The sequence below is a fragment of the Chitinophaga sedimenti genome (assembly GCF_023156195.1).
Lineage (GTDB): Bacteria > Bacteroidota > Bacteroidia > Chitinophagales > Chitinophagaceae > Chitinophaga > Chitinophaga sedimenti.
Window position 1 is genome coordinate 966,450 of sequence record NZ_JAKUKA010000001.1, and the last position, 24,856, is coordinate 991,305.

Below are 24,856 nucleotides of genomic sequence, written 5' to 3' on the forward strand. Positions count from 1 at the left end.
CTTATCCTCGACGAGGCCGATCATATGCTCGACCTCGGCTTTATCCGCGATATCCGCGACGTGCTTAAGCATATCCCGAGAGATCACCAGACGCTGTTCTTCTCCGCCACGATCGATAAAAATATTAAAGAACTGGCCTATTCTGTTGTGCGTAACGCGATCAGGATCCAGATATCGCCGCAGGACCCGGTTTCCAAAAACGTAAACCATGCGGTGGCTTTCGTGGAAATGGACGATAAGCGCTTTTTCCTTGAGCGATTGGTGAAAGAACTGCCGGAGGCGAAGATACTCGTGTTTGTACGCACTAAAGTACGCGCAGAGCGGGTGTTCGCGGCAATGGAGCGGGTGGGGATCAAGTCGCTCACCATGCACGGCGGTAAGGAACAGAAGGATCGCCTGCAGATCATGGAGGAGTTCAAAAACGGAGATGCTAAATTATTGATAACCACCGACGTTAATGCCCGCGGTATTGATATTCCGAACGTAGATTATGTAGTCAACTACGATCTGCCGGATGTGCCCGAAAACTATGTTCACCGTGTTGGTCGTACCGGCAGGGGCGTGCAGCATGGCCAGGCCGTATCCTTCTGCGCCACGGAAGAAAAGCCCTTGCTCGAAGCGATCGAGGCGTACATCACCAAAAAGGTGACCGTCATGAAAATTGATGTAACCGACTACCGCGAAACGCTGAGCTTTTCGGAAGATATTCCCAACGATAACTGGCAACTGCTCATTGACGAGCACGAGAAACAGCTGAAGGGCAAAAAAAAAAAAGAAGTAAGCAACTGCCTACTCCTTTTTCTATTCACGAAACATTGTAGCCTACCGTTCTACACCAACGATCAGTCCCTGATCCAGCCATATTTTAAGGTCCTTTCGCGAAAACCCGACCGGTGCGGGTAAATAAGCGGAAGGGCCTTTTCCTTTGATGACATTCAAGCCGCTTTCCTGGTCGGTCTCGAACTGGTTCATCAGCAGGTAAGCCGAATCGGCCGTGGTGTTTTGTACTTTATAAAGGGTATAAGTGCCGCCCCCACGCTTCACTGCCAGCACATCGCCAGCTTCCGGCGCCACTACCCGCGATGCCGTGCGGACCGTTTCCCGCTGATCGCTGATAAAGCCCGTAGCGATAATACCCAGCGCAAGGATAATCCCGGTATAAGTCCAGGCCGGTGCGCGTATCGGCTGCTTCACCTTATTATAAGCTGTTTTCAGAGAAGACGGCATCTGCCGGTTATGCAGCGTGTCTTTGCAATAGCTGCACTGGCTCCGGCCCGTTTTGCCGACAGGAAAAAAAAGGAACCATCAGCACATGCCAGTAGTGCTGGTGAATGTCCATTGTGACTGTCCTTTCTTTACCGCAGGTAGGGCATCGCTGCTCCAGCAGCGCCGCACCAACATGGGTACTTTTTGATCCTCCGACGATCATAGGAAAATAATGTCCTGTTTTAACAAATATGGATGTTTTTCTTCACATAACAGATAGCACAAAAATGTAATATTCTTGCCTGGCTACTGTGACCGGTCCCATTAAACCACAACGAATGTGCCGAAATCGTTTAACCAGTCAATAACACTGCCGTCATTGGCCGGTATACACAACTTCTTTACCTTCAGGCAACTTCGCGATCGTTATCCGCGTAATCATGTAAAGTGAACAACTTATCTGAAATCTAAATGTGTATGAAAAAATTAGGCATGTTGCTGTTATTGTCAGGCGCCACCTTGTTTGCGGCCTGTTCGAGAAATGATGATAATAACGCGGTAAACCCCGGCCCGGTCGCTGCTTCCGGTACCTGGAGGGTAACATTGTTCTCTGAAAGGGGAGGGGATGAAACGTCGGACTTCAGCGGGTATACTTTTACGTTTGCCGATGGCGGTACGGCTACGGCAGCCAAAGGCGGCACTTCCAAAACCGGCAGCTGGAGCAGCAGCAGTAAAAAGTTCAATATCGATTTCGGCGTTAAGTCAGATGCCAATAAGCCGCTCGGCGAACTCACCGACGACTGGCTGGTTATTTCCGCCAGCAGCACGGAGATCAAACTCCGCGATGATAATAGCAGCAGCGCAGAATACCTGACCTTCACCAAAAACTAGTTCATAAAAAAGCGGCCCGGAGGCCGCTTTTTTATTTATGATGATTAACAGCGATCGTCCGGATCTACTGGTTTGGGCGGGTACCATGACTGGTAAACCTGCGTCCGTACCGGTCCTTTGCTTTTCACGTCGTCTGCCGGCACCGGTTTACGCTTGTCTTCCTTCGATGGCTTTTGCGGTTTGATAGGTTGCTCCGCTTTTAAGGCTTTCGCTGGCTTACTCGCTTTTTCAGGTTTAATCTTTTTCCCGGGTTCAACCTGTATGTTCATTGCCTCAATGGGCTTTATCTTCACGTTTAACGGCCGTACCGGTTGTATTTGTACGTCCAGGTTATGCAGGGCCTGCACCTTCACCTGCAGGTTATGCGTGGCGTTTATATGCGTTTCCATCTCCTTCACCTGCACATTCAGTTCCTGTATCTTTTTGTCAATGTGGAACTCGTAATTAGCCGCTAATGTGTCCATCCCGGCTTTCGGCTTTTGAAAAGCAGGTGTCTTATGATAATCAGCGTGCATGGTGTCCGGTGCTTTATCTTTTGATTGCACCGGTTTCATTGACTTCGGGCTGCCAACGTTCTTATTTTTTTCAGTTTGATGTTTGGGTTTTGCAAACGGCACGTATTTCTTTTTGGGTACGGTATCCTTTACCGGCGCAGCGGAAACCGTGGGCGCAATAACCGGCGTAACAGGAGTCACCGCGGAGGCAGCGACCGGGCGCATATTGCTGAATACCAAAAGCGCGGCAAGCGCGAGTGCACCGCCCAGCAGCAGCAGTTTACCTTTGCTGCCGAGGGGGCCGTTTTCCCGGTAATCATGCGTTGGATCCGGATAAATAATTGCCCGGGGTGGTCTTTTAAGCTCATGGCGTAACTATTTTGGGTGAGGGTAAATTCCTGGAACGACACAAGGGCCTGCATATAGGCATCTTCTCCACGGGTTTGGTCCAGCACCATTTCGTCACAGCAGGCCTCCCGCTCTTCCTTCAGCAAAGCCGAAATCCACAGCAAACCGGGATTGAAAAAGAAAATGGTTTCCGTAATATGTTGCACCAGGTTAACCAGGTAATCATTCCGGCGGATGTGCGCCAGTTCATGCAGCAGGATGGTTTCCAGCTGCTCTGCCGGTAAGTTTCAAGCAGCCCCAAAGGTACCAGCACAATGGGTTTCAGCGTACCAATGGTAACGGGTACCTTCACCAGCCGCGACTCCAGCAACTTCACCACTTTGCGGATGCCCATATCATGTTTCAGGTCGTAGAAGCGGTTGCGCCACTTCGTGTCCGGCACTTGTATTTCCCGGGTACGCAGTTGTTTTATCCGCCATAAGCCACTGCCGGTTTGTACCAGTTTAAAAGAAAAACCAGCATCCATGCCGCCACGATCCACCCCGCGTATGCGTTGCTCCAATCCACCACAGCGGCCACCAGCCCGGGCCGCGCAACGTGAATGGCGGAAGGAGCGGCATCAGCGACGGAAACCGCCGCCTGGCCCGGACTGTTGGCTGCCAGCTGCAGGCACAACGTGAGCGCCGTACCGCATAGGAATAATAGCATAATCCCCCGATCCACCAGTACCTCACCCGTGCCGCGCTGCGTCGCGTGCTCATAATTACAATACCGGCAAGGGCCGCAGCCAGCACGCCCTGCCAGAGCGAATGCAACAGGGTAAGGCCGAAAGCGCTTACCAAAGGATGATGTAACAAGTGTTGAAAAAGGGTGCGGACATAACGAATAGTTTATTGTTCTTTATCCATCTTCTTTAAGAGTGCTTTAATGGCATCCAGCTCTTTTTAGAGGTCTTATGGTTGCCCAACAGCTGCATCATCAGGTTGCTCGCCGAGCCATCGTACAGGTTTTCCACGAACTTGTCCAACAGCATGCTCTTCGTTTTGCTCTCTTCCATCGCGGGACTGTACACATGTTTCATCGCGCTTTCATCGCGCACGAGCAAACCTTTCTCCACCATGATCTGCATCAGCTTCAGGGTAGAAGTGTATTGCACTTCACGTTTCTCCTCGTTCAGCTTGTCATTTACCGTGCGCACGGTAGAAGGACCGTACTTCCACAGTACCTGCAATATCTCCAGCTCCGAACGGGTAGGTTCCTGTAAATCCTGGTTTTCCTTTTTCATAGTTTAAAGGTAGGAAAAATTTCGTACGAAAAAAGTTTTATGTTATTTTTACCGCGGTTGAGTGGGAAGAATAACTTCCCACAGAAGAAAGTCTTCCTATGGAAGTAACTTTTTCATCATGATAAAGAAAATCCCCCGCGCTGTCCAGCACAGGGGATTCTTTCTTATGTTGATGTCGTTTATCGCCTTCCACCCATCGCGGCAGCACGGGCAGCGGGACTGCCTTTCTGTTCCACTTCGCGGTTCATTTCCATAATGTCCACCGGTTGCGAGAAGTCGCCCAGCAGCCATTTGGCGTAGTAGTCAGCCAGTCCCCAGAAGAACCATTCCTGCATATCGCCGTAAGCGTGTGCCTGGCCGGGTAGCAGCATAATGTCAAAACGTTTGTTCGCGCGGATCAGCGAGTTGATCACACGGATGGTATTGGCCGGGTTCACATTATCGTCCACATCGCCGGTAGTCAGCATCAGGTGCCCTTTCAGGTTACGTGCCAGGTCCGGGTTTTTATCGATGTTGTAAACAAAGCTGGTATCGCCTTTTTCGCCGATCACCTCTTTTACGCCGTGATGTTTTTCGCTCCACCAGCGGTTGTAAATGCTGTTATCGTGGTTGCCCGAGCTGGATACCGCTACTTTAAAGAAGTCGGGGTACACCAGCATGGCTGCGGTAGACATAAACCCGCCACCAGAGTGGCCGTGGATACCAACACGGTTGATGTCGATGTAGTTGTAGCGATCAGACAGTTGTTCGATGGCGGCCTTCTTATCAGCCAGGCCATAATCGCGCAGGTTGCCGTATCCATAGTTATGATACCATTTGGAACGGCTCGGGTTACCACCGCGATTGCCCATCGTTACCACGATCATCCCGATCTGCGCGAGGCGGTCGGTACGATCAGCGCCTTTATTGAAGCTTTTCAATACCGCTTCGGTTTGCGGACCAGGGTACACGTACGCCACGATCGGGTACTTCTTCGTGCTGTCGAAGTTGTAAGGCTTATACATGACGCCGTAGATGTCGGTAATGCCGTCATCGGCCTTTACAGTAAAGATTTCCGGGAACTTATAACCGGCAGCGAATAGCTGACTGAGATCGGCGCTTTCCAGGTCCATTACTTTTTGCCGTTCGCGTCGTACAGCGCCGATTTAGGCACCGTGTTCACACGGGAATAGTTGTCAACAAAGAAAGTATTGTTATCGTTCAGGCTCATGTTATGGTCAAAGTCGCCGGCATTCAGCAGCGTCAGACCAGAACCGTCGAAGTTTATTTTATAGAGATGCAGATAGTACGGATCTTCTTTGCCCTCACGGCCGTTGGCGGAAAAGTAAAGTACCCTTTTCTTTTCGTCGATACCCACGATGTCTTCGCAGTGGAACGCGCCGGAAGTGATTTGGTTTTTAAGGGTACCATTGCCATCATACAGGTAGAAGTGGCCCCATCCGTCTCTTTCGCTCCACTGGATCAGTTCTTTGCCATCGTTTACCAGGCCCAGTTTACGGATTTCCACGTAGGTATTCATGCGCTCTTCGATCAATACTTTAGGGGTGCCGGTGGCCACGTCGATGCTTACTACGTCAATACGTTTCAGGTCGCGGCTGGTACGGTTCAGGTAGAATTTATCTTTTGTACCAAGCCAGGTCAGCGGGCGCCAGTCATCGTCTCTTTCATTTTGTTTGAAGTTGGAGGACCAGATGCCAACATCCTGGTTTTTGAACGCGGAAACCGCCAGCGCCTGCTGGTTACCGGTGGCAGCGTCGAACAGGAGTACAAACTCGTCCGGCGCTTCTTTTTCGCCAGGCAGCTGGTATTTATATGTTTTAAGGGTAGGGCGGGGATCGGCGACGCTGTTGATCACCCACATTTCCTTCAGTTTACGGGTATCTGAACGCACCATGGCGAACTTCTTGCTGTCGGGCGACCATAACACGTAAGCCGCGCGGCGCTTGGGTTTTGCCTTCGTGCTATCGCTTGCGTTATCATCGTCTTTTTCACCGCCGCCATAAGCGAAAAACTCAATACCATCTTTAGTGAGCTGTGTTTCCACGATGGTGCTGTCGCTTTCGTTTTTCAAAGCCTTTTCGTAGTTGGCTTTGTCCATCTTATACAGGTTGTAGTTACGTGCAAAGATGATGGTGGAGCTGTCGGGCGATACAGACGCCCAGTTCGGGCGGCGCGCCGGCTTTTTAAACTCCTTCAGTTCCTGCAACTGGCCGGTACTGAAAGTATACTCGAAATAAAAGATCTTTTTACCACGCGGCTGCGGTGTTCCACGGCGTACGGTGGTATCTTTTCTTTCTTCGTCGATCGTGCTTTTGATCTCAAAGCGCATCCCGTTCTCGCTCTCCGTCAAACGAAGGCTGTCGATCGGCAGGTGTTGCGCATCGAAAGGGTCTTTGACGATCTGTGTAAGCTGGGCGGCGAGTTTCTCCAGGTCGAACATCTCTTTTTTCTCACGGGTAGCGGGATTTACGAGGTACCATTTTCTTCCGGAAGTCGTTTCGTACATATACCAGAACCGGTCCGATTTCTTGAACCAGTGCGGGCTTACGGAAGTAGAGAACACCATCTTGCCCAGTTTCTTTGGCGAAAACTTAGAAGCCAGCTGGTAATTGGCTTTCTCCGCTGCGGGCGCCTGCGCCATCAGCAGTTGCACGTTCAACAGGAAGAAGGAAAAGCATAAGAGTTTTTTCATTCAGCAGTAGATTTTGATAAAGTTGACAGGCTTTACCGCGGTATAACAGCCCCGGTGAATGCCAGGGATATTTACGGTTAAGTAATGGATAATTTTTGATAATTCAAGCCCAGTAAGGGTTTGGACGGATTGCAAAATAAGCAGCGGGTAGGGGAAACAGAAAAAAAGGAGTATGAAAGGTTGATAGGCGGTACGGGTGGCGGGCGCGCTGTCCGCCTACCGCCACGCCAAACAGGACGGCTTTCACAAGAAGTTCCATAGTAAAGGTGTATTGGAAAAAAAATGCAGGCGGCCGGCCTGCATGGGGAATGATGTTGTTATACGTCCACCGAATCGTACACGATCACCTTACTCCATAGCGAAGAACATTCTTCAATGAACTTCAGGTGTATCGGGTCCGTCTGGTAAGCATCCTGGTCCGCCTTATTCTTGAAAAACAGCAGCCAGGAAACGGCATAAGAGCGGTCAATCACATCGCGGTTGGTGGGCGCAGGCTGGCCAATATAAAACCTGTCAATGGTAGATGCGGCGGAAAGTTTCTTCAATCCCGCTACCAGCTTGGCCTTATCATCCTGGCTCGTGGCATTTTTAAGCCAGAAGTACACGTGATGGATAAACGGGCCTTCTGCGTTTTCATTAGCTGCCGCCCTGGCGGACCGGCCCGCCAGGAAAGGAGTGATGGCCGTTACAGCGGCTGCTTTGCCGGCGTTGGTCAAAAACTGTCTGCGGGATGGTTTGCGCATATATTGGTGAGTTTTGTTCAGGGGCTAATGTAGCAAATCCCGGCCGTGTTTTTACTTTTATATATTATCATGCTGATAATCAATGTAAAATATTTTACGGATGGATACGAAGGTTTACTTTAATTTTATCCTCAGATTGCGATTAACCTATCATCCCATATGCCATTCAAAGTATCCCTTATTGCAACGATCAGTTGCCTGTTAATCCTCCGGGCAGGTGCCCGGGATAAACTCGACGTTAAGTATGGCAAGGTCTCTGCCGATGACCTCCAACGTAATTACACTATTGATACCAGTGCTGCCGCCGTGGTCTTATTCGACATCGCCAGCTCCGAAATTGAAGCGGATGCCGATTGGTTTCAGCTGGTATTCAAACGCCATTGCCGCATCAAGATCCTCAACAAAAACGGGTACGATGCCAGTAATGTGAGCATCCCGGTGTATGTAGACGGGATGAAAGAGGAGCGTGTATCCAACCTCAAAGGCGCTACCTACAACCTTGTGAACGGGGCCGTGGTGAGTACTTCGCTGGAAAGTAAATCTGTTTTCACAGACAAACTGGACAAAAAGCATTCGGTGAAGAAGTTCACCCTGCCGAACGTGAAGGAAGGCGCTATTATTGAGTTTTCGTACACGATTACCTCAGACTTCCTGTTCAATCTGCAGCCCTGGGAGTTTCAGTCGAAAGACTATCCCACGATGTGGAGTGAATATTCGGTGGCGATCCCTTCATGGCTGGAGTACATTACGTTGCGCCGCGGATATGAGCGGGAACATGTTCCCAACAACCCGAAAACCAACATGCGTTCCTTCAACTTCCGGATAGATGGCGGCGCCGGACAGGCGAACGAGCGGGCCACCTACACCATTCCTGTTACCACGCACCGCTGGGTGTATAAAGACCTGCCCATGTTGAAGGAGGAGGACTTCACCACGTCGATCGACAATCACCTGACGGCCATCCGCTTTCAGCAGTCGGCCATTCGTATACCGGAAAGACCCGTGCACCCGGTGCTAAGCACCTGGCCTAAGTTGTATGAAGATTATATGAAGGAAGAGGCGCTGGGCGCCTGCCTGAAAGCCAACAACAACTATTTGAGCGATAAAGTGGACGAACTGGTAAAAGGCGCAGGGTCCAACATGGAGAAAGCGAAACGCATCTACGCATTTGTGCGCGATAACTACACCTGTACCGCCCACAGTGCGCTGTCGATGCAAACCTCGCTGCGCAACGTGTACACCCGTAAAAATGGTAACGTAACAGAGTTGAATATGCTGCTGACGGCGATGCTGAACAAAGCGGACCTCGAAGCTTATCCCATGATCCTGAGCACACGCGCTAACGGTACCGTGTATGCGTTTTACCCGATCATCGACATGTTTAACTACACGATCTGTGCGTTCAGAGATGGCGAGCAGTATCACTACCGGATGCGAGTTATCCTTATCTCGGTTTCGGTAAACTGCCGGTATCCGTGTACAATGGCCATGCGCGCATCCTGAATGCCGGTGTGGAGCCTATGGCGCTGAATGCCGACTCTGTGCGCGAGCGGAAAATGACGACCGTGATGATTACGCCGGATGAGAACGGCCATATGAAAGCCATGTGGCGCCAAACGCCTACTTATTTTGAGTCCTGCGCCATGCGCGCCATGATCAAGGAAAGTGGTGAAGAAAGTTATTTTAAAAAGACCGCGAAAAGCTTTCCCGGCGAGGTAACGCTGGAGCATGCAAAAATATCGAACCTTACGGAAATGGAACTGCCACTGAGCGTGGAATATGAGTTTGCCGCACAGGAGGATGCAAAAGCAGATGTACTGTATTTTAACCCGATGTTTTCCGAGGCTTATAAATCTAATCCCTTTAAGTCTGCGGACCGCACTTATCCCGTGGAAATGCCATGTGTGATGGATGAATCCTATGTGTTGTCGATTATGGCGCCGGAAGGATACGTGGTGGACGAGCTGCCCAAATCCGTGCGGGTAAAGTACGGCGATGATGAAGGACTTTTCGAATACCTCACGGCAGAAATACCCACCGGCGTACAGATGCGTTGCCGTATTAAACTGAACCGCGCCACTTTTGAGCCCGATGAATACGACGAGCTTCGCGGTTTCTTCGATATGATCGTAAAAAAACAGGCGGAGCAAATTGTATTGAAAAAGAAAAAGTCGTCATGAGAAAAACGCTGATTAGTCTGTTTTTGCTGATCCCCTCGCTGGCCGTTGTCGCCGGCGACCCCGATTATAATGTGGCGGCTATTCCCGCCCCGTTGCAAATCGGCGCCGACGCGGTAAAGCGTATGGAGCGCTATAGCGTGCGCATGGAAGGTTTAAAGGACGTGACGGTGGTACACACCTTCGCGATCACGGTGATGAACGAAAGCGGCGTCGATTATGCCGACGTGCAGGAGGATTACGGGCCGCTGCGTGATGTGAAATCTATTAAAGGCATACTGTTCGACGCTTCCGGCAAACAGATACGCAAATTGAAATCTTCAGAAATAAAAGATGTGAGTGGCGTAGACAACGCGGCGCTCATGGAAGATACACGGTATAAGCTGCATAGTTTTTATCATCGCAGTTATCCTTATACCGTGGAGTACGAGATCGTCACCAACAACAGGCAGTCGTTTGCACTGCCGCTCTGGATTCCGCAGGAGGGGCCGAGTTTCGCTGTGCAGCAAAGTCTGTTCGAAGTAACAGTTCCCGAAAGCTACCCGCTGCGTTGGCGGACATTCGGCTACCACGGAGAGCCGAAAACCCAGGTGGTAAAAGGGCAGAAAACGTTCACCTGGGAAGCCACCATGCTGCCCGCGATCAAGTCCGAACCCTTTAGTCGCGACTGGCACAACCGTGCTACATCGGTGTTTTTAGGTCCGGCGGAATTTGAGATGGGCGCATACAAAGGGCAAATGAATTCCTGGCAAGACTGGGCTCTTTTGTATTTACGCTCAATAAAGGCCGCGATGTACTGCCCGACGCCGTAAAAAAGACGGTGCACCAGCTGACCGATCATCTTACAGATCCGAAGGAAAAGATTTCCGCATTGTATACCTACCTGCAGCAAAATACCCGGTACATCCTGGTGATGTTCGGCATTGGGGGCTTCCAGACCTATGACGCCATGTACGTGGCCACTAAGGGCTACGGCGATTGTAAGGCATTGTCGAATTATATGTGCGCCCTGCTGAAAGAGGCGGGTATCCGTGCCAATTATACGCTGGTAAGGGCAGGACAGGGGAACACTGAAATGATGGAGGATTTCCCGGTATCGCGCTTTAACCACGTGATCGTGAACGTGCCGCTGGAAAAAGACACGGTATGGTTAGAATGTACCAGCCAGACTTTACCCGCCGGCTACCTGAGCGGTTTTACGGCCGGCAGGCCCGTACTCTCCGTGGATGAAAATGGCGGTAAACTGGTGCGAACGCCCAAGTATGGCATGGCGCAAAACCAGGCGACGTCATTAGTGAACGCAGTAATTGATGAAAACGGAGATGCATCGATCAAAGTGTTGAATCATAGCACGGGGCAACTGCAGGACGAGCAGCACAGTATCATCCACAGCATGTCCCGCGAAAAACAACTGGAAGAGCTGCGCGATAATATCAGCCTGGCCAGTTACGATATCGTGGACTTCGGGTATAAAGAATATCCCGGAAGGTTGCCTGCGCTGGACGAGCAATTGCACATAAAAGCAGCTGCGTATGCATCGGTAACCGGTAAGCGCATGTTTATTGTACCGAATATATTGTCCCGCAGCAATACGCGCCTGCCCGACGATTCTGCCCGCCTTTCCGAAATATTTCTGCCTTACTCGGCGCGTTCGGTAGATACGGTGATGATTACCATCCCGTCAGGATATAAACTGGAAAGTGGTTTTCAGCCGGTAGCTATTGCCAATAAATTCGGAAAGTATGCCGCGAGCGCCAAGCTGGAGGGCGACCGAATTGTATATGTGCGTAGCAGGGAAATTTATGATGGGGTATTCCCGCCTTCGGACGTACAAGAGTTGAAAGCGTTTTACGACCAGGTGTTTAAATCGGACCGCAGCCGCATGGTATTGGTCAAAGAATAGTTTTATTTTGATAAGAATATAGGAAAGCGGCCTGCAAGGGCCGCTTTTTTTTACCGCTGGTTCAACTTTTGATGCATTGCGGCGTTGATGAATAACCGAGAAAATTATAAAGCATGAGCGCAAAACAAATTGTACTGGCCGCGCGACCGAAAGGTTTGCCCGATGCCTCCACCTTCCGCACCGAAACGGTGGAAGTAAAAACGCCCGAAGCGGGCGAAGTGCGGTTAAAAGGACTGTATTATTCTGTTGATCCTTACATGCGCGGCCGTATGAGCGACGCCAAGTCGTATGCGGCGCCTTACGAGGTAAACCAGCCTATCGTAGGCGGTATGGTGGGTGAGGTGCTTGAAAGCAAAGCGGACGGTATCGCAAAGGGCGACCTGGTAACCGGCCGCGTACCCGGGCAACAGAAATGACCGTGCCCGCCTCCGAATTGTCCAAAATCGATCCCACGCTGGCGCCACCCTCGCATTACCACGGGTATTTTGGGCATGCCTGGTTTAACGGCTTATTTTGGGTTGATGGATATCGGGAAGCCGAAGGCAGGCGAAACCGTGCTGGTATCCGGCGCGGCCGGGGCAGTAGGCACCGTGGTAGGACAACTCGCCAAACAGGCGGGCTGCCGTGTTGTGGGCATTGCCGGGAGTGACGAGAAGGTAGAACTGTTAAAAAATGAGTTCGGTTTCGACGAGGCCATTAATTATAAAACCACGCCGGACATGACCACCGCCATTGCCACTGCCTGTCCCAACGGTGTGGATATTTATTTCGATAATGTAGGCGGAGAAATTACCGATGCTGCCATTATGAACCTTAACTTCCATGCACGTATTGCGCTGTGCGGACAAATTGCGCATTACAACGCCACTGAAGTGCCGATGGGTCCAAGGTTGTTTCCCCGGTTACTTACGCGTAAAGTATTGCTGAAAGGTTTCATCGTAAGCGATTACCTTGACCGGGTGCAGGAAGGTTTTGCAGCCCTGGCAAAAGGGGTAAAGGAAGGAAAGCTGAAATACAGGGAAACGATCGTGGAGGGCTTTGATAAGTTGCCTGAAGCGTTTTTAAGCCTGTTTTCCGGCGAGAATAAAGGAAAGATGATCGTGAAGGCATAAAAATAGAAGGGCTGCATTTCGCAGCCCTTTTTCGTTATTTTTCCCGTACACTGACGGAGATGCGGCGATCTTTTACCCGCTCTTCGTCCGGCGCATCGGCCGCAGCTTTCGCAAACCGGGAGCCATATCCTTCGGCGCCCTGCAGCTGGCCGGCTTTTACACCTGCATTTTGCAGGGCGGCATGCACGGCTTCGGCGCGGTCTTTCGATAATTTGAGGTTCACGGCTTCGTCGCCCTGTTTGTCGGTATAGCCGCCGATTTTGATCCGGGTGGATGGGAAAGCATTGAGGATAGCCGCCAGGTTGTTTACCTGTTGCTGGCTTTCCGGCGTAATGGTAGCGCTGCCCGTCTCAAAGTTAAGGTTGTCGAAATCGAACCATACGTCTTTGCCGGGCCTGCTGGCCGGATCTTTCAGGAAACTGACGAGTTGGTCTTCGATACCGCCTTTGTAAGCGTCCAGTTCGCGGCCATCCGGCAACATGACTTTGATGGACGCGCGGGCAGGTGTGCTTACGTTGGCAATGGCGTCGTTTTCCATTTGCCCGGTGGTCACGGTATCTTTCACAGGCATTTGCATATTTGTTTTATTGCCGCAGCCGCGGAGCAGCCACCAGAGGATGATCACGAGCAGCAGTAAGAACAGCAGGGGCGTGGTCCACTTGCGGCGGCTTACGTGGGTCACTACTTCCGGATGTTCATTGGTATTGTGTCGCCAGCGCCAATGCTCGAAATGATGCCCGAGAGTTTGCGGCCGATATCGTCCAGGTGGCCAACGCCTAAGATAGACGCAAGACCGAGATGGGCGGGAACGGCTTTGAGTATAGCATCCTTATGATTATTGAGGAAGGCCATGAAACCCAGTGGGCTCATGCGGTGGTCGAGTGCATATTTGCCGACTTCGCCCAATGTAAGCGGGGCCGTGGTTTGCAGCAGGGCAAGTGCGGAAGTCTGCTTGATGCCGGCATATTGGGCGAGCGAATTAGCAACATCCTCCGATTTATGGCCAAAGAGCGACGATAAAAATTGAGATCCTTTCTGGATGAGGCCTGCCGCCACTCCCTGCGTGGAAGTGCCCGCCGGGTGCTGGGCTGCATCTTTCACCAGTCCGAAAACGCTGCCTGCATCGTCAGGGGCAGATACCTTGGCCAGCAGTCCGGCTAATACCGTTGGAATCGCCGCTGCGAGCGCTTTCTGGATACCCTGTTCCGGCTCGGCTAATTGTCCGGATACTTTACTGATAAAATCGCCTGTAAAAATTGCCCTGGCGGATTGAAGCAGATCATATGACATAACGCATTTTTTTGAGGGGTGAGAAAATGTTGAAGGGTGCGACGCAACGGCGGCTGAGGAGCCCGTTGCGGCTGAATTCAACAAAAAAACCGGTCAACAAGGGATACGTTCGTTTGCGTGTGTACGTTGGGTCGGCAATCTCGGGGATGAAGCAAAACCTGCAATTTTAGCAGAGAACTCCGCTGCAACCTGTTAAAGGTGCAGTTTTTGGACGCAATAGCTGCCAAAATTGCCTTTTTTGTTTTGGTGCACCGTTTGCTTATTTACAACAAAACAATCAAAGAATTGTTAGCCAAAAAGGAAGAAAGTAAAACATTATGAACCTGAATAACTTCACCATCAAATCGCAGGAAGCGCTTCAACACGCGCAGCAACTGGCCTTCAATCACAAGAATCAGTCGATTGAAACAGCATCTCCTGAAGGCACTGCTGGACGATGAAGACAACGCTATAGATTACTTATTAAAGAAGAACGACGTTAATACGGGCTTTCTCGAAAATAAACTGAACGAACAGTTACAACGCTACCCGGTTGCCAGCGGCGAGCCGGGGCAAACGTTGAGCCGCGACGCCAACAACGCGATCTTACGCGCCGGTTCGGTGATCAAGGATTTTAAAGATGAATTTGTAAGTGTGGAACACTTGCTGCTCGGACTGATGGGCAGCGATGACACGGGCAAACTCTTAAAGGACGCGGGTCTTACCGAAAAAGGTTTGAAGTCTGCCATACTCGAACTGCGTAAAGGCGGCACCGTGAACTCACAAACGGCGGATGCGCAATATAATTCGCTGCAGAAGTACGCGAAAAACCTGAACGAGCTGGCTGCCGCGGGCAAACTGGACCCGGTGATCGGCCGTGATGAAGAGATCCGCAGAACGCTGCACATCTTAAGCCGCCGCTCCAAAAACAACCCGATATTAGTGGGTGAACCGGGTGTTGGTAAAACAGCCATCGCAGAAGGATTGGCGCATCGTATCGTCAACGGCGACGTGCCTGATAACCTGCGTTCCCGTATCATTTTTGCCCCGGATATGGGTAGCCTGATGGCAGGCGCCAAGTACCGCGGTGAGTTTGAAGAAAGGCTGAAAGCCGTGATCAAGGAAGTGACCGAAAGCGAAGGGAATATCATCCTGTTTATCGATGAAATACATACGCTGGTAGGCGCCGGCGCCATGGAAGGCGCAATGGACGCGGCCAACATCCTGAAACCCGCCCTGGCGCGTGGTGAGCTGCGCGCGGTAGGTGCGACTACGCTCACCGAATACCAGAAATATTTCGAGAAGGACAAGGCGCTGGAACGCAGGTTCCAGAAGGTGCTGATCGATGAGCCTACTGTAGATGACGCCATTTCCATCCTGCGCGGTTTGAAAGAACGTTACGAAACGCACCACCATGTGCGCATCAAGGACGAAGCGATCATTGCCGCGGTAGAACTGTCGCACCGTTATATTACCGACCGCTTTTTGCCCGATAAGGCCATTGACCTGATCGACGAAAGCGCAGCGAAACTGCGGCTGGAAATGAATTCTATGCCCGAAGAGCTGGACGAACTGGAGCGCCGCATCCGTCAGCTCGAAATTGAAAGAGAAGCGATCAAAAGAGAGAAAGACGAAGATAAATTACGGGAACTGGCCGCACAGATCGAGAATTTAAGTGAAGAAAGGAATGCGTTTAAAGCAAAATGGCAGCAGGAGAAAGAGGTAGTAGATAAGATCCAACAGGCGAAAGCTGCTATCGAAGACCTGAAGCATGAGGCGGAACAGGCCGAACGTAATGGAGAATACGGCAAGGTAGCGGAAATCCGCTACGGCAAGATCAAGGAGCAGGAGGAAGTAGTGGAAGAGCAAACGGCGGTGCTGGCCGCGATATCCGACAACCAGAAGCGTTTGTTGAAAGAGGAAGTGGATGCGGAGGATATTGCGGAAAACGTGGCGAAAGCTACCGGTATCCCGTTGGCAAGGATGATGCAGAGTGAGAAAGAGAAGTTGTTGAACCTGGAAGCAGAACTGCATCAACGTGTAGTAGGACAGGAAGAAGCGATTACTGCCGTGGCGGACGCCATCCGCCGGAGCCGTGCGGGTTTACAGGATCCGCGCAGACCTATCGGGTCTTTCATTTTCCTGGGTACGACCGGTGTGGGTAAAACCGAACTGGCCAAGGCTTTAGCGGATTATTTGTTCGATGATGAGAGCATGATGACCCGTATTGACATGAGCGAGTACCGGGAGAAACATTCGGTAAGCCGCCTGGTAGGCGCGCCTCCGGGATATGTAGGATACGATGAAGGTGGGCAACTGACAGAGGCGGTTAGACGTAAACCTTATTCGGTAGTGTTGCTCGACGAAATCGAAAAAGCACACCCGGACACCTTCAACATTTTGTTGCAGGTGCTGGACGATGGCCGCCTGACCGATAACAAAGGCCGCGTGGTGAACTTTAAGAACACCATCGTGATTATGACGAGCAATATGGGTAGCCATATCATACAGGAGAATTTCGAGCGGATTAACGAAGAGAATAAAGATGAAGTGGTGGAAAATACCCGCGACCAGGTGATGGAATTACTCAAACAGACGATTCGTCCGGAGTTCCTGAACCGTGTAGACGAGGTGATAATGTTCCAGCCGCTGATGAAGAGCGAGGTGCGTGGCATTATTAACATACAATTACAAAACCTGAAAGAATTGGTCGCGAAAAATGGCATGATATTGGAATTCTCTGATTATGCGATTGATTACCTCGCTGAACAGGGTTACGACCCGCAGTTTGGCGCCCGACCGCTGAAACGTTTGATCCAGAAACAGATTGTGAACTTGTTGAGCAAAAAGATTCTGGCAGGAGAAGTGGAGAAAAGCAAACCAGTGCTGATAGACGTGTTCGACGGGGTGGTGGTAATCCGAAACAAATAACTTCAAATACGACGATATACAGTTACAGAAAACGCCCGGGTGATTCCTCACCCGGGTTTCTTGTTTTTGGGGACTGGTATACTAAGCTTCATTTGCCATGGTGGCAGCTGATATTTCCCGTATCTTTAAAACAAACCCACATCGAAATGACTTATCCAATCGGAAAAAGAGAACAACACTTTATGGAGATAGCAGTGGCCTTGTCGGAAAAAGGCATGAAAAACGGCGATGGCGGCCCTTTCGGCTGCATCGTTGTAAAGGGTGATGAAATAGTGGGAGAGGGCTGGAACCAGGTGTTGCTGCATAACGACCCCACGGCACATGCCGAGGTCGTAGCCATCCGCGATGCCTGTAACCGCCTGCATACTTTTCAGCTCGACGATTGCGAAATATACACCTCCTGCGAACCTTGTCCCATGTGCCTCGGCGCCATTTACTGGGCGCGGCCGGCGCGGGTCTTTTATGCGAATACCAAAGAGGATGCAGCGAATATTTTGTTTGATGATTCGGATATTTACGAGCAGCTTAATTTACCGCATGCCGAAAAACGGATTCCTTTGATAGCGCTGCCAGACGGGCATGCGATAGAAGTGTTCAAAATGTGGGCGGGGAAAGGGGACAGGACGTTGTATTAGGGCATAAAAAAGGTGCTGCTCCGCAACACCTTGATTCTTTATTTCTTCACCATAAAATGATACGCGAAAAAGCAGGCCAGTACTATAAAAAGTAACACCAGCGTAATCATTCCCAGTGATACATAAAACTCGCGTTTCCGCTTTTTACGGTTCTTCCGGCGCAGGTTCTGCAACACGTTCCATTTCATTTGCCGGATGACCCCGGGTATTTTTTCCTTTTCGGGGATGGCGGACAATCCTTCCATGGCGTCGCTGCAGAACGGGCAATCGGCCAGGTGCATTTCCACCCGGTGCCTGTCTGCCTCAGGCAGCCGTCCCTGCAGGTAATCCAGCAGCTCCTGCTGCGATACGCAGCTCGTTTCTAAAATATGTCGCGAAAATTTTCGTTCATAACTATTACCGCTAACCGTCGTCTAAGTTAGCGTTTATTTTTACTGTACTTTTCTAATAATAACTTCAGGTTACGCTTTCCGTTCTGGATGTAGCTCTTCACATGCGAAAGCGAATAACCGGTATCGTCGGCAATTTCCTGGTAGGAGCGCTTATCCAGGTAAAACTGCTTCACGCAGGTTTGCTGTTCTGCGTTGAGCATGCTCATGGCGTCCTGCATATTTTCGAGCATCAGGTCTTTATGCTCTTTTTCTGCTTTGGCCTCTTTTTCCAGCTCCGGTTCGGAGGCGCCACCCATGGTGGTTTCGTCCAGTTCCTTTGCATAACGCGTGTTGGTTTTGCGCAGCTGCATCAGGCAATGGTTTTTAGCCACCTGGTAAATCCAGGCTTTAAAATGTTGTACTTCGTGCTTATGTACTTCGGACAATACTTTCAGGAAAATATGCTGAACGCTGTCGCGCGCATCCTCTTCATGCTTGAGGTATTTCATACATAAACCCAGTAGCAGGATAGCATAACGATCGAACAATATGCCTATCCATTCGCTATTGCCGTCGGTTTTGTACCGTTGCAGCAATTCCAGGTCGGTAAGGTTTTGAAAGCCAGGATAATTCACAGCGTAAATATAGATATCAGTCAGTAAGATGCAGCTTCTTTATAATTCCATAAAAATGGATTAATCTTTCAGCGCATTTTCGGCGGCTACTTTCATGCTGCCGTCCATTCTTACTACTTCCTTAAAAAGTTTGCGGGCTTTGCCGGATTGTCCCCGGTTTTTATAACATACCGCCATCTGGTACCGCGCCAGCTCTCCGAAACGGCTGCCAGGGGATACTTTCTTGTATCGTTCAATGGCCTGGTCGAGGCTGCCCTGCTGTTGCAGCATCATGGCAGATTTGTACAGCGATTCGTCGATATTCACCGATTTGGAGGAAGATTCTTCCTTCTCTTTTTCCTTTTCTTTAGGCGCTGGTGTAGCCTCCGTTTTAGCCGGTTCCGGTTTTTTCTCGTTTACAGGCGCTGGCGCCGGATGTGCTACAGAATCCTTCGCCACGGTTTTGCGCGGCGCCGGTGTTGTGGCGGAGTCTCGTTTAGGCAATGCCGTAGTTTGCGCGGCTGCCAGTATTTTTACCGAATCTTTCTTTAAGTTGAGCTGTTTCGTGGTGTCGCGGGTTACTGCCACAGCGTGTTGCGTGGTAGTGGGAGGCGTTTCCGCTGTGGGCTGTCCTGTGCTATTTAAAGTAGCGTACCGTGCGTCACCATCCGTTTGCGACACGGTTTCGGGCACGGCTACTGGTATGCTGCTGATATTAGCGGCCTTCATACCGCGGTGTTTGATGGCGGCCTGCACCACGTAAATCCCCCGCCGATAAAACCAATAATGGCCAGTGTCCAGAAGTAGGCGAGCAGACTTTCCTGCTTGCGTCCTTTGCGGATTGCCTGTTGTTTTACAACATCGCGTGGCGCGGGTAATAATGTTGATGGATATATGAAATCGTATTAGTCGTGAGTGATTCGTAAGGTTCACGGTTGGCGGCCTTTTCCAGCGTTTGCATGGCGGTGTAACAGAGGTCACAGGCTACCAGGTGCTCTTCCACTAAGTGTTTTTCGATGGCGGTCATTTTGCCATCTATATAACGGGGAAGCTGGTCGCGGTTCAGGCAGCGTACCGGCGTAAAGATCTTGAGGATCCGTTCTTTTATGGGAAACTTGTTATTCATAGGCCTGGTCCATCAGTTGAGTGGCTAATTTTTTACGCGCGTCCTTCAGGATATTGCGCACCTTGTCCCTGCTTATGCCCTTCGCCACCGCAATTTCGTCAAAGGATTGCTGTTCCGCATAGAACTGCGTTACCACTTGCTGATCGTCCGGAGAAAGTTGAGCGAACCGCTGCAGCAGCTCGTCACAGAGTTGTTGTCGTTCAATAGGATTGCTGCCGGATTGTTGTACACGGTTTTCGGCGCGGTAAATCGCCTGCACTTCCCTTGATACGTGATTCGGGTGGATATTGCTCTTCGGGTTGAAATAGGTGGCCAGCGTATGTGCTACACAGTCGTTGGCGCGGGGGATGTGCATGGTCCTGAAGTTCTGGTCCAGCGTACCAAGCAGGGCCGGAATCACTTCCGCCGACTTTTCACGACTGGCCATTTTTGGAATGCAATAGGCTACCAACAGGTGGCTGTAACGCTCCAGTAAAGCGCCTACAGCTTCCTCGTCACGCATTTTGCGGATGCGGTTCAGGAGTTCCTTGTCGTTCATATTATTTAGTAGCGGCTGCATAATCGTATTTATAATTTACGCATTTTCGTGTTCAGTTCTTCGAACACTTATATAAAAAAATAACAATTAGTATGCCATACGCCGTAACCATTGTACCGGTAAGTCCCATGCGGGCTGAGCCAAAGCACCGGAGCGAGATCATTTCACAGGTATTGTTCGGGGAATTTGTTGAAACCGAACCAGTTAATACAGACGGCTGGGTGAAGGTACGGAACCGGTACGACAATTATGAAGGTTGGGTAACCGTATCGCATCTCGAACCGGTGGAAAAGGACGTTTTCGACGCACCTGCCCGCTTTTTGCGCCCGGGTGGATCAACCCCGTGATCTTCAATGGCCAGCCCATGCAGGTGCCGTTTGGCGTACTGCTACCGCATAACGGAAGCGAGGTCACGAATTGGGGAAAGTATACCGTACAGTTTGAGGCGCCCCTCGAACCATTGCCGCTTACGCCCGATTTAGACGCCGTATTACGCTACGCAGCTGTTTTCCTGAACACTTCTTACCTATGGGGCGGAAAATCCGTATTTGGGGTCGATTGCTCCGGTTATACGCAAACGTTGTATAAGCTGGCAGGCATTCCCTTATTACGGGATGCCTATCAACAGGCTACACAAGGGGAGGGCGTAGGCTTTTTGCAGGAAGTGCAGCCCGGCGACTGGCCTTTTTCGACAATGCGGAGGGCCGCATTACCCATGTGGGCGTGTTGCTGAACGATCATGAAATCATTCACGCTTCGGGCAAGGTGCGTATAGACGCCATCGATAATGAGGGGATCGTCAATAGTGACACGGGGGAAAGAACGCATAAACTGCGGTTGATCCGTCGCTATCGCCAGTAAAGGGATGCATATCCGGTTGAAAATAAAAAGCGCAGTGGCCAGGGCCGCTGCGCTTTCTCAATATTTGTTCAGGAACTATTTTTTAAAGGTAGTGTTGTACAGCTCAATGCTTTCCAGTACGATGCGCTCTGCAACGGCTTTATTCTGGAACTCTTCCACCTTAACGGTTTTATGCTCCAGTTTTTTGTACTCTTCAAAGAAGTGGCGCATTTCGTGGATGAAGTGCGGCGGTAATTCTGAAATATCGTTGATGTGGTTTACACTCTGGTCGTGTGCGGCAACGGCGATAATTTTATCATCGGCCTCGCCACCGTCGATCATCTGCATTACACCAATTACTTTGGCTTCTACCAGGCACATAGGTACGCAGGTGATCTGGGAGATGATGAGGATGTCCAGCGGATCATTATCGTCGCAATAAGTTTGCGGGATGAAGCCGTAGTTGGCGGGATAATATACGGAAGAATACAATACCCTGTCGAGTTTCAGCAAACCACTTTCCTTGTCCAGCTCATATTTGGCACGCGAGCCCTGGGGGATTTCGATGATACCTGTAACGATGTGCGGTGCTTTATCACCGTAACTCACGCTATGCCAAGGATTTGTTGTCATAATCTTAGATGCTTTCTGGTTTTGTATATGTGTTCAATTGCATATCCTCGTAATCCGAGGGGGCAAATTTAAAAAAAAAAGAAATAAATACCGGCAATATTGTCATTGCGGTACATGTGAACGATGGAAATATAAAGGGGAATTGCCTGACTTACATGGTGAGCAGGTGCATGGTCCGTATCTTAAGCTAGTGCGACGCTGTATCCAAAGGCACAAGGCTGGTGTCGAGTGTCACGATGGTAGAGTCTAATACCGGAGTTTCTACGCCCGGAGCTGAAATGGGAATGATGCTTTCGAATGTAAGCGAGATTTTCCAGGTGGCATTTTCTTTTACCAGCTGAAGCGTTTCTTTTTGTTGGGTAGATGAATTCAGGATCGTTACCTGCGCTTTGTCGCCGGCATCGTTTTGCTTGGTATCCAATACTTTAATCTCCGCCTGTTTAATCTTTTCCCTTTCTTCGGCCGTTCTCCTGCCATCGAAAAACGAGTAGAGGGTAAGGACCTGGTGCGATTCTTTCGTAATGTATTCCTTGGCCTGTTCGAAGTTTGACTGTTGGATGGCGTGCATAAATTCCAGTGCTACTTCGTCCGGAGTGGTCTGTTTTTGACAACCAACTATCAGAAGGCCTAAGAAGATACCAAACAAAAGTACAAGTCGCCTATAATAGCTCATGTGGCTGATAAATTAAAAATTTTGCACAAAAATAGGGGGATTGTTTGAATTGCACAACTTACAAATACGGAAGTTAAGGTTCTGTTAAACCGTTTTGGAAAAGCCAGGCCACGGTTGACACACGGCTTAATTACGTGTTGCAACATGGGCCTGGCTTTGTTATAATAATCAGTTTTCGTCTTTGTTCGCCTCGTAAGCCTTGATGATGGCTTTTACGAGCCTGTGGCGCACCACATCTTCCTCATCGAGTTTCAGGTTGCCGATACCGTCGATGTTCCGGAGGATCCTGGAGGCTTTTTCGAGTCCCGAGCGTTGGTTCTTAGGAAGGTCGATCTGCGTAAGGTCGCCGGTAATAATGGCTTTGGCGCTGGAACCGATACGGGTAAGGAACATTTTGAGCTGCAGTTCGGTCGCGTTCTGGGCCTCATCGAGGATGATGAAGGCATTATCCAGCGTACGGCCGCGCATGTAGGCCAAAGGCGCGATCTCGATTACACGGTTGGTCATGAAGTACGTGAGCTTGTCCGGCGGGATCATATCGTCCGGGCGTCGTAGAGCGGGCGCAAATACGGATCAATCTTTTCCTTGAGGTCACCGGGCAGGAAACCCAGGCTTTCGCCGGCTTCCACCGCGGGGCGGGTAAGGATGATTTTTCGTACGGCCTTATTTTTCAGTGCACGAACCGCGAGGGCTACCGCGGTATAGGTTTTACCGGTACCGGCAGGACCTATCGCGAACACGATGTCGTTTTTGTCGACCATACTCACCATCTTTTTCTGGTTGGCGGTTTTGGCGCGAACAGTGCGGCCATTGGGGCCAAACACGAGCACCTCGTTCGGGTTGCGGTCGCTGAAATTGTCCACACTCACCTCTTCATCACCCAGTATCTGTTCGAAATAATTTTCGGAAAGGTTACCGTTGCGTTCGAGGTATTTAACGATCTGACCGATCTTCTCCTGGGCCGTGGCTACTTCTTCTGCGGACCCCGACAGTTTGAGCTGCGTACCGCGGGAAAGGATTTTAAGCAGGGGGAATTTCTTTTTCAGCAGATCAAGTTTACCATTGTTGACCCCGAAAAACTCTATGGGATTTACGCTATCCAGGCTAATGATCGACTCTGTCAATGGACCTTAAGTTTAAGATAAATAATACGGTTTAGTTCCCGGGATAACTGCGATCAACGTTTATTGAACGCTGCTTGTTGGCCAGCTCCCCGTTCTGATTTGTGGCCTGCCTGACCGGGCAGAGCAGCGTGTATACAGCAGCAATAACAACGCCAAAACTTTTTCTGTAACGGTAATAACGCATTGACGTTTATCACTTTTAGTTACCATGAAATTTTCATTGAACGTTTCCAACCAAAGATATTTGAAAAAATGCAGAAAAGGCGCAGCACAATATCCCAGTTAGCTATCAGGTCCTTATGGATAAAGGGTTTGAGTTATCCACAGTTTATCCCCTCCCGCTCATCAATGATAATATTGATTTTTCCGGGTGACAAGGAAATGTGTTATATTATACATACTTTTATGTTTGATTTTATTGGCCGTCTAAGCAGAGCATGATGAATTTCCGGGAGTACAAAATGCCAACAGACTTACTTACAACATGAACGACGCTGCTTTAAGTCAGGTGCTGGATGATATCCAGGACGGGATTGCCATATTTGATATGGAATGTCGTTTTGTGCGGGTGAACAAGGTATTCGCGGCAGAATGCCGCAGGCTTTATGGAGCCGATATCAGGCCGGGCATCAGTGTTTTATCCCTTTGTGAAGCGTACCCGCAATGGGCTCAGCAATGGTTATATCATTGCAAACGGGCGCTTGCCGGGGACAGCAATACGTATGTCTGTTCCATTCCCAACGTGGTACCGGGCGGCGCACATCACCGCATTTCTTTTAAGCCACTTTACGATCAGGAAGGCCGGGTAACCGGCGCCTTCATGATGAGCCGTAATGTTAGCCACGAGCTTGCCATTTACCAGGACATGCTGCACGCAAACGACCACCTGCACCAGGTACAGGCGGCGCTGGATGCATGCGCCCTGGTAGCATTGCTCGATAGCCGCGCGCGTATCATGCGTGTAAATGAAGCGTTTTGCCAGGCTACCGGTTTGCCCGCCCCGGCCCTGGTTGGCTTGTCGTTCGGACAAATCATCAGCCAGATAGAATCTGCCTGCGATATTGATGATATATGGCGTACCCTCAAAACCGGGAAAAACTGGCATCATGAAGTTGCCTATAACAGCGCCGATGGCAGCCTTATTTGGGTAGACGCCACCGTGAGTCCGTTCAGTACGAGCGACGGACAATCGGGGTATCTCGTGATTTGTTTTGATATCACCACGCGCAAGCGCGGGAACTGAAAGCGCGG

The 24,856-nt window shown here is 50.3% G+C and carries 34 protein-coding genes; 14 read left to right on the top strand and 20 right to left on the bottom strand.

Annotated elements, in window-relative coordinates:
* The first annotated feature begins 24 nt into the window (after positions 1–24).
* Positions 25–903: a helicase-related protein gene (locus MKQ70_RS05600; protein WP_282456237.1), complete on the top strand. Its 879-nt coding sequence runs from the start codon at positions 25–27 to the stop codon at positions 901–903.
* On the opposite strand, the gene MKQ70_RS05605 is transcribed toward MKQ70_RS05600, so the two are convergent.
* Positions 823–1,227: a hypothetical protein gene (locus tag MKQ70_RS05605; protein ID WP_248069036.1), complete on the bottom strand. Its 405-nt coding sequence runs from the start codon at positions 1,225–1,227 to the stop codon at positions 823–825. The genes MKQ70_RS05600 and MKQ70_RS05605 overlap by 81 nt on opposite strands.
* Before the next feature lie 456 nt (positions 1,228–1,683).
* Here MKQ70_RS05605 and MKQ70_RS05610 point away from each other — a divergent pair, with 456 nt between their 5' ends.
* The gene (locus MKQ70_RS05610) at positions 1,684–2,097 is read left to right on the top strand and encodes a hypothetical protein (RefSeq protein ID WP_248069038.1); all 414 of its coding nucleotides are present in this window, start codon (positions 1,684–1,686) and stop codon (positions 2,095–2,097) included.
* 44 nt (positions 2,098–2,141) lie between these two features.
* Here MKQ70_RS05610 and MKQ70_RS05615 read toward each other — a convergent pair whose 3' ends face one another.
* The 8 genes from MKQ70_RS05615 to MKQ70_RS05650 form a co-directional block, all read right to left on the bottom strand.
* Positions 2,142–2,816 (bottom strand): hypothetical protein, encoded by a 675-nt coding sequence (locus tag MKQ70_RS05615; protein ID WP_248069041.1) that lies wholly within the window; start codon positions 2,814–2,816, stop codon positions 2,142–2,144.
* On the bottom strand, positions 2,789–3,196 hold the full coding sequence (locus MKQ70_RS05620; RefSeq protein WP_308199420.1) for a M56 family metallopeptidase: 408 nt from the start codon (positions 3,194–3,196) through the stop codon (positions 2,789–2,791). The genes MKQ70_RS05615 and MKQ70_RS05620 overlap by 28 nt, the downstream gene beginning before the upstream one ends.
* On the bottom strand, positions 3,079–3,465 hold the full coding sequence (locus tag MKQ70_RS05625) for a M48 family metalloprotease (RefSeq protein ID WP_248069044.1): 387 nt from the start codon (positions 3,463–3,465) through the stop codon (positions 3,079–3,081). Before MKQ70_RS05625 ends, MKQ70_RS05620 begins: the two co-directional genes overlap by 118 nt.
* Positions 3,408–3,647 (bottom strand): hypothetical protein, encoded by a 240-nt coding sequence (locus tag MKQ70_RS05630; protein WP_248069046.1) that lies wholly within the window; start codon positions 3,645–3,647, stop codon positions 3,408–3,410. Before MKQ70_RS05630 ends, MKQ70_RS05625 begins: the two co-directional genes overlap by 58 nt.
* Positions 3,648–3,852: 205 nt before the next feature.
* Positions 3,853–4,224: a BlaI/MecI/CopY family transcriptional regulator gene (locus tag MKQ70_RS05635; protein WP_248069048.1), complete on the bottom strand. Its 372-nt coding sequence runs from the start codon at positions 4,222–4,224 to the stop codon at positions 3,853–3,855.
* A 179-nt stretch (positions 4,225–4,403) separates the two neighbouring features.
* Positions 4,404–5,336, bottom strand: a complete 933-nt coding sequence (locus MKQ70_RS05640) for an alpha/beta hydrolase family protein (protein WP_248069049.1) — start codon at positions 5,334–5,336, stop codon at positions 4,404–4,406.
* The gene (locus MKQ70_RS05645; protein WP_248069051.1) at positions 5,336–6,916 is read right to left on the bottom strand and encodes a DPP IV N-terminal domain-containing protein; all 1,581 of its coding nucleotides are present in this window, start codon (positions 6,914–6,916) and stop codon (positions 5,336–5,338) included. Before MKQ70_RS05645 ends, MKQ70_RS05640 begins: the two co-directional genes overlap by 1 nt.
* Positions 6,917–7,233: 317 nt before the next feature.
* Positions 7,234–7,659 (bottom strand): Dabb family protein, encoded by a 426-nt coding sequence (locus MKQ70_RS05650; protein ID WP_248069053.1) that lies wholly within the window; start codon positions 7,657–7,659, stop codon positions 7,234–7,236.
* A gap of 159 nt (positions 7,660–7,818) precedes the next feature.
* Between MKQ70_RS05650 and MKQ70_RS05655 the strand changes: the two genes are divergently transcribed.
* The 6 genes from MKQ70_RS05655 to MKQ70_RS05680 all read left to right on the top strand — a co-directional run bounded on the left by MKQ70_RS05655 (position 7,819) and on the right by MKQ70_RS05680 (position 12,851).
* Positions 7,819–9,162, top strand: coding sequence for a transglutaminase family protein (locus tag MKQ70_RS05655; protein ID WP_248069056.1), 1,344 nt, complete (start codon positions 7,819–7,821; stop codon positions 9,160–9,162).
* Positions 9,135–9,839 carry a DUF3858 domain-containing protein gene (locus MKQ70_RS05660; protein WP_248069058.1) on the top strand — a complete coding sequence of 235 codons (705 nt, stop codon included), beginning with the start codon at positions 9,135–9,137 and terminating at the stop codon, positions 9,837–9,839. The genes MKQ70_RS05655 and MKQ70_RS05660 overlap by 28 nt, the downstream gene beginning before the upstream one ends.
* The gene (locus MKQ70_RS05665) at positions 9,836–10,648 is read left to right on the top strand and encodes a DUF3857 domain-containing protein (RefSeq protein ID WP_248069061.1); all 813 of its coding nucleotides are present in this window, start codon (positions 9,836–9,838) and stop codon (positions 10,646–10,648) included. The genes MKQ70_RS05660 and MKQ70_RS05665 overlap by 4 nt, the downstream gene beginning before the upstream one ends.
* An 8-nt stretch (positions 10,649–10,656) precedes the next feature.
* Positions 10,657–11,739, top strand: coding sequence for a DUF3858 domain-containing protein (locus MKQ70_RS05670; RefSeq protein ID WP_248069064.1), 1,083 nt, complete (start codon positions 10,657–10,659; stop codon positions 11,737–11,739).
* Positions 11,740–11,852: 113 nt separating this feature from the next.
* Positions 11,853–12,155, top strand: coding sequence for an MDR/zinc-dependent alcohol dehydrogenase-like family protein (locus MKQ70_RS05675; RefSeq protein WP_248069066.1), 303 nt, complete (start codon positions 11,853–11,855; stop codon positions 12,153–12,155).
* Between the two features lie 75 nt (positions 12,156–12,230).
* Entirely contained in the window at positions 12,231–12,851 is a 621-nt protein-coding gene (locus MKQ70_RS05680; RefSeq protein ID WP_248069067.1) for an NADP-dependent oxidoreductase, read from the top strand.
* A gap of 34 nt (positions 12,852–12,885) precedes the next feature.
* On the opposite strand, the gene MKQ70_RS05685 is transcribed toward MKQ70_RS05680, so the two are convergent.
* Together MKQ70_RS05685 and MKQ70_RS05690 are read right to left on the bottom strand one after the other, a co-directional pair.
* Complete coding sequence (locus MKQ70_RS05685) at positions 12,886–13,533, bottom strand: OmpA family protein (RefSeq protein WP_248069070.1); 648 nt, start codon at positions 13,531–13,533, stop codon at positions 12,886–12,888.
* On the bottom strand, positions 13,533–14,141 hold the full coding sequence (locus MKQ70_RS05690) for a DUF937 domain-containing protein (protein ID WP_248069072.1): 609 nt from the start codon (positions 14,139–14,141) through the stop codon (positions 13,533–13,535). The genes MKQ70_RS05685 and MKQ70_RS05690 overlap by 1 nt, the downstream gene beginning before the upstream one ends.
* Before the next feature lie 402 nt (positions 14,142–14,543).
* On the opposite strand from MKQ70_RS05690, the gene clpB reads away from it, so the two are divergent.
* Complete coding sequence (gene clpB / locus MKQ70_RS05695; RefSeq protein WP_248069073.1) at positions 14,544–17,051, top strand: ATP-dependent chaperone ClpB; 2,508 nt, start codon at positions 14,544–14,546, stop codon at positions 17,049–17,051.
* Between the two features lie 146 nt (positions 17,052–17,197).
* Entirely contained in the window at positions 17,198–17,686 is a 489-nt protein-coding gene (locus MKQ70_RS05700; protein ID WP_248069076.1) for a nucleoside deaminase, read from the top strand.
* 38 nt (positions 17,687–17,724) lie between these two features.
* Here MKQ70_RS05700 and MKQ70_RS05705 read toward each other — a convergent pair whose 3' ends face one another.
* From MKQ70_RS05705 to MKQ70_RS05725, 5 genes are all read right to left on the bottom strand, one after another.
* The gene (locus tag MKQ70_RS05705; protein ID WP_308199421.1) at positions 17,725–18,054 is read right to left on the bottom strand and encodes an anti-sigma factor family protein; all 330 of its coding nucleotides are present in this window, start codon (positions 18,052–18,054) and stop codon (positions 17,725–17,727) included.
* Positions 18,055–18,104: 50 nt separating this feature from the next.
* Positions 18,105–18,692 (bottom strand): RNA polymerase sigma factor, encoded by a 588-nt coding sequence (locus MKQ70_RS05710; protein WP_248069083.1) that lies wholly within the window; start codon positions 18,690–18,692, stop codon positions 18,105–18,107.
* A gap of 60 nt (positions 18,693–18,752) precedes the next feature.
* A complete protein-coding gene (locus MKQ70_RS05715; protein WP_248069086.1) occupies positions 18,753–19,400 on the bottom strand; it encodes a tetratricopeptide repeat protein in 648 nt (215 codons plus the stop codon).
* A gap of 124 nt (positions 19,401–19,524) precedes the next feature.
* On the bottom strand, positions 19,525–19,797 hold the full coding sequence (locus tag MKQ70_RS05720; protein WP_248069089.1) for a zf-HC2 domain-containing protein: 273 nt from the start codon (positions 19,795–19,797) through the stop codon (positions 19,525–19,527).
* Positions 19,790–20,356 (bottom strand): RNA polymerase sigma factor, encoded by a 567-nt coding sequence (locus MKQ70_RS05725; RefSeq protein WP_248069092.1) that lies wholly within the window; start codon positions 20,354–20,356, stop codon positions 19,790–19,792. The genes MKQ70_RS05720 and MKQ70_RS05725 overlap by 8 nt, the downstream gene beginning before the upstream one ends.
* A gap of 71 nt (positions 20,357–20,427) precedes the next feature.
* Between MKQ70_RS05725 and MKQ70_RS05730 the strand changes: the two genes are divergently transcribed.
* Genes MKQ70_RS05730 through MKQ70_RS37760 form a run of 3 tightly spaced genes read left to right on the top strand, consistent with a single transcriptional unit; the run spans position 20,428 to position 21,196 of the window.
* Entirely contained in the window at positions 20,428–20,682 is a 255-nt protein-coding gene (locus MKQ70_RS05730) for an SH3 domain-containing protein (protein ID WP_248069095.1), read from the top strand.
* Complete coding sequence (locus MKQ70_RS05735) at positions 20,679–21,068, top strand: C40 family peptidase (RefSeq protein WP_248069099.1); 390 nt, start codon at positions 20,679–20,681, stop codon at positions 21,066–21,068. Before MKQ70_RS05730 ends, MKQ70_RS05735 begins: the two co-directional genes overlap by 4 nt.
* The gene (locus MKQ70_RS37760) at positions 21,062–21,196 is read left to right on the top strand and encodes a hypothetical protein (protein ID WP_282456238.1); all 135 of its coding nucleotides are present in this window, start codon (positions 21,062–21,064) and stop codon (positions 21,194–21,196) included. Before MKQ70_RS05735 ends, MKQ70_RS37760 begins: the two co-directional genes overlap by 7 nt.
* A gap of 75 nt (positions 21,197–21,271) precedes the next feature.
* Here the strand turns inward: MKQ70_RS37760 and MKQ70_RS05740 are convergent, their stop codons facing one another.
* The 4 genes from MKQ70_RS05740 to MKQ70_RS37770 all read right to left on the bottom strand — a co-directional run bounded on the left by MKQ70_RS05740 (position 21,272) and on the right by MKQ70_RS37770 (position 23,605).
* Positions 21,272–21,808 carry an inorganic diphosphatase gene (locus MKQ70_RS05740; RefSeq protein ID WP_248069102.1) on the bottom strand — a complete coding sequence of 179 codons (537 nt, stop codon included), beginning with the start codon at positions 21,806–21,808 and terminating at the stop codon, positions 21,272–21,274.
* Between the two features lie 187 nt (positions 21,809–21,995).
* Positions 21,996–22,376, bottom strand: a complete 381-nt coding sequence (locus MKQ70_RS05745) for a nuclear transport factor 2 family protein (RefSeq protein WP_248069104.1) — start codon at positions 22,374–22,376, stop codon at positions 21,996–21,998.
* A gap of 273 nt (positions 22,377–22,649) precedes the next feature.
* Complete coding sequence (locus tag MKQ70_RS37765; RefSeq protein ID WP_282456240.1) at positions 22,650–23,018, bottom strand: PhoH family protein; 369 nt, start codon at positions 23,016–23,018, stop codon at positions 22,650–22,652.
* Positions 23,015–23,605, bottom strand: a complete 591-nt coding sequence (locus MKQ70_RS37770) for a PhoH family protein (RefSeq protein WP_282456241.1) — start codon at positions 23,603–23,605, stop codon at positions 23,015–23,017. Before MKQ70_RS37770 ends, MKQ70_RS37765 begins: the two co-directional genes overlap by 4 nt.
* A gap of 484 nt (positions 23,606–24,089) precedes the next feature.
* On the opposite strand from MKQ70_RS37770, the gene MKQ70_RS05755 reads away from it, so the two are divergent.
* Complete coding sequence (locus MKQ70_RS05755; protein ID WP_248069107.1) at positions 24,090–24,848, top strand: PAS domain-containing protein; 759 nt, start codon at positions 24,090–24,092, stop codon at positions 24,846–24,848.
* Positions 24,849–24,856: the final 8 nt, after the last annotated feature.

What these genes read in the sequence shown, in the direction of transcription:
- MKQ70_RS05600 (WP_282456237.1), top strand. Translation starts at nt 25, where the DNA reads ATGCTCGACCTCGGCTTTATCCGCGATATCCGCGACGTGCTTAAGCAT.
- MKQ70_RS05605 (WP_248069036.1), bottom strand. Translation starts at nt 1,227, where the DNA reads ATGCCGTCTTCTCTGAAAACAGCTTATAATAAGGTGAAGCAGCCGATA.
- MKQ70_RS05610 (WP_248069038.1), top strand. Translation starts at nt 1,684, where the DNA reads ATGAAAAAATTAGGCATGTTGCTGTTATTGTCAGGCGCCACCTTGTTT.
- MKQ70_RS05615 (WP_248069041.1), bottom strand. Translation starts at nt 2,816, where the DNA reads ATGCGCCCGGTCGCTGCCTCCGCGGTGACTCCTGTTACGCCGGTTATT.
- MKQ70_RS05625 (WP_248069044.1), bottom strand. Translation starts at nt 3,465, where the DNA reads ATGGATGCTGGTTTTTCTTTTAAACTGGTACAAACCGGCAGTGGCTTA.
- MKQ70_RS05630 (WP_248069046.1), bottom strand. Translation starts at nt 3,647, where the DNA reads ATGCTATTATTCCTATGCGGTACGGCGCTCACGTTGTGCCTGCAGCTG.
- MKQ70_RS05635 (WP_248069048.1), bottom strand. Translation starts at nt 4,224, where the DNA reads ATGAAAAAGGAAAACCAGGATTTACAGGAACCTACCCGTTCGGAGCTG.
- MKQ70_RS05640 (WP_248069049.1), bottom strand. Translation starts at nt 5,336, where the DNA reads ATGGACCTGGAAAGCGCCGATCTCAGTCAGCTATTCGCTGCCGGTTAT.
- MKQ70_RS05645 (WP_248069051.1), bottom strand. Translation starts at nt 6,916, where the DNA reads ATGAAAAAACTCTTATGCTTTTCCTTCTTCCTGTTGAACGTGCAACTG.
- MKQ70_RS05650 (WP_248069053.1), bottom strand. Translation starts at nt 7,659, where the DNA reads ATGCGCAAACCATCCCGCAGACAGTTTTTGACCAACGCCGGCAAAGCA.
- MKQ70_RS05655 (WP_248069056.1), top strand. Translation starts at nt 7,819, where the DNA reads ATGCCATTCAAAGTATCCCTTATTGCAACGATCAGTTGCCTGTTAATC.
- MKQ70_RS05665 (WP_248069061.1), top strand. Translation starts at nt 9,836, where the DNA reads ATGAGAAAAACGCTGATTAGTCTGTTTTTGCTGATCCCCTCGCTGGCC.
- MKQ70_RS05675 (WP_248069066.1), top strand. Translation starts at nt 11,853, where the DNA reads ATGAGCGCAAAACAAATTGTACTGGCCGCGCGACCGAAAGGTTTGCCC.
- MKQ70_RS05680 (WP_248069067.1), top strand. Translation starts at nt 12,231, where the DNA reads ATGCCTGGTTTAACGGCTTATTTTGGGTTGATGGATATCGGGAAGCCG.
- MKQ70_RS05690 (WP_248069072.1), bottom strand. Translation starts at nt 14,141, where the DNA reads ATGTCATATGATCTGCTTCAATCCGCCAGGGCAATTTTTACAGGCGAT.
- MKQ70_RS05700 (WP_248069076.1), top strand. Translation starts at nt 17,198, where the DNA reads ATGACTTATCCAATCGGAAAAAGAGAACAACACTTTATGGAGATAGCA.
- MKQ70_RS05715 (WP_248069086.1), bottom strand. Translation starts at nt 19,400, where the DNA reads ATGAAGGCCGCTAATATCAGCAGCATACCAGTAGCCGTGCCCGAAACC.
- MKQ70_RS05720 (WP_248069089.1), bottom strand. Translation starts at nt 19,797, where the DNA reads ATGAATAACAAGTTTCCCATAAAAGAACGGATCCTCAAGATCTTTACG.
- MKQ70_RS05725 (WP_248069092.1), bottom strand. Translation starts at nt 20,356, where the DNA reads ATGCAGCCGCTACTAAATAATATGAACGACAAGGAACTCCTGAACCGC.
- MKQ70_RS05730 (WP_248069095.1), top strand. Translation starts at nt 20,428, where the DNA reads ATGCCATACGCCGTAACCATTGTACCGGTAAGTCCCATGCGGGCTGAG.
- MKQ70_RS05740 (WP_248069102.1), bottom strand. Translation starts at nt 21,808, where the DNA reads ATGACAACAAATCCTTGGCATAGCGTGAGTTACGGTGATAAAGCACCG.
- MKQ70_RS05745 (WP_248069104.1), bottom strand. Translation starts at nt 22,376, where the DNA reads ATGCACGCCATCCAACAGTCAAACTTCGAACAGGCCAAGGAATACATT.
- MKQ70_RS37765 (WP_282456240.1), bottom strand. Translation starts at nt 23,018, where the DNA reads ATGATCCCGCCGGACAAGCTCACGTACTTCATGACCAACCGTGTAATC.
- MKQ70_RS05755 (WP_248069107.1), top strand. Translation starts at nt 24,090, where the DNA reads ATGAACGACGCTGCTTTAAGTCAGGTGCTGGATGATATCCAGGACGGG.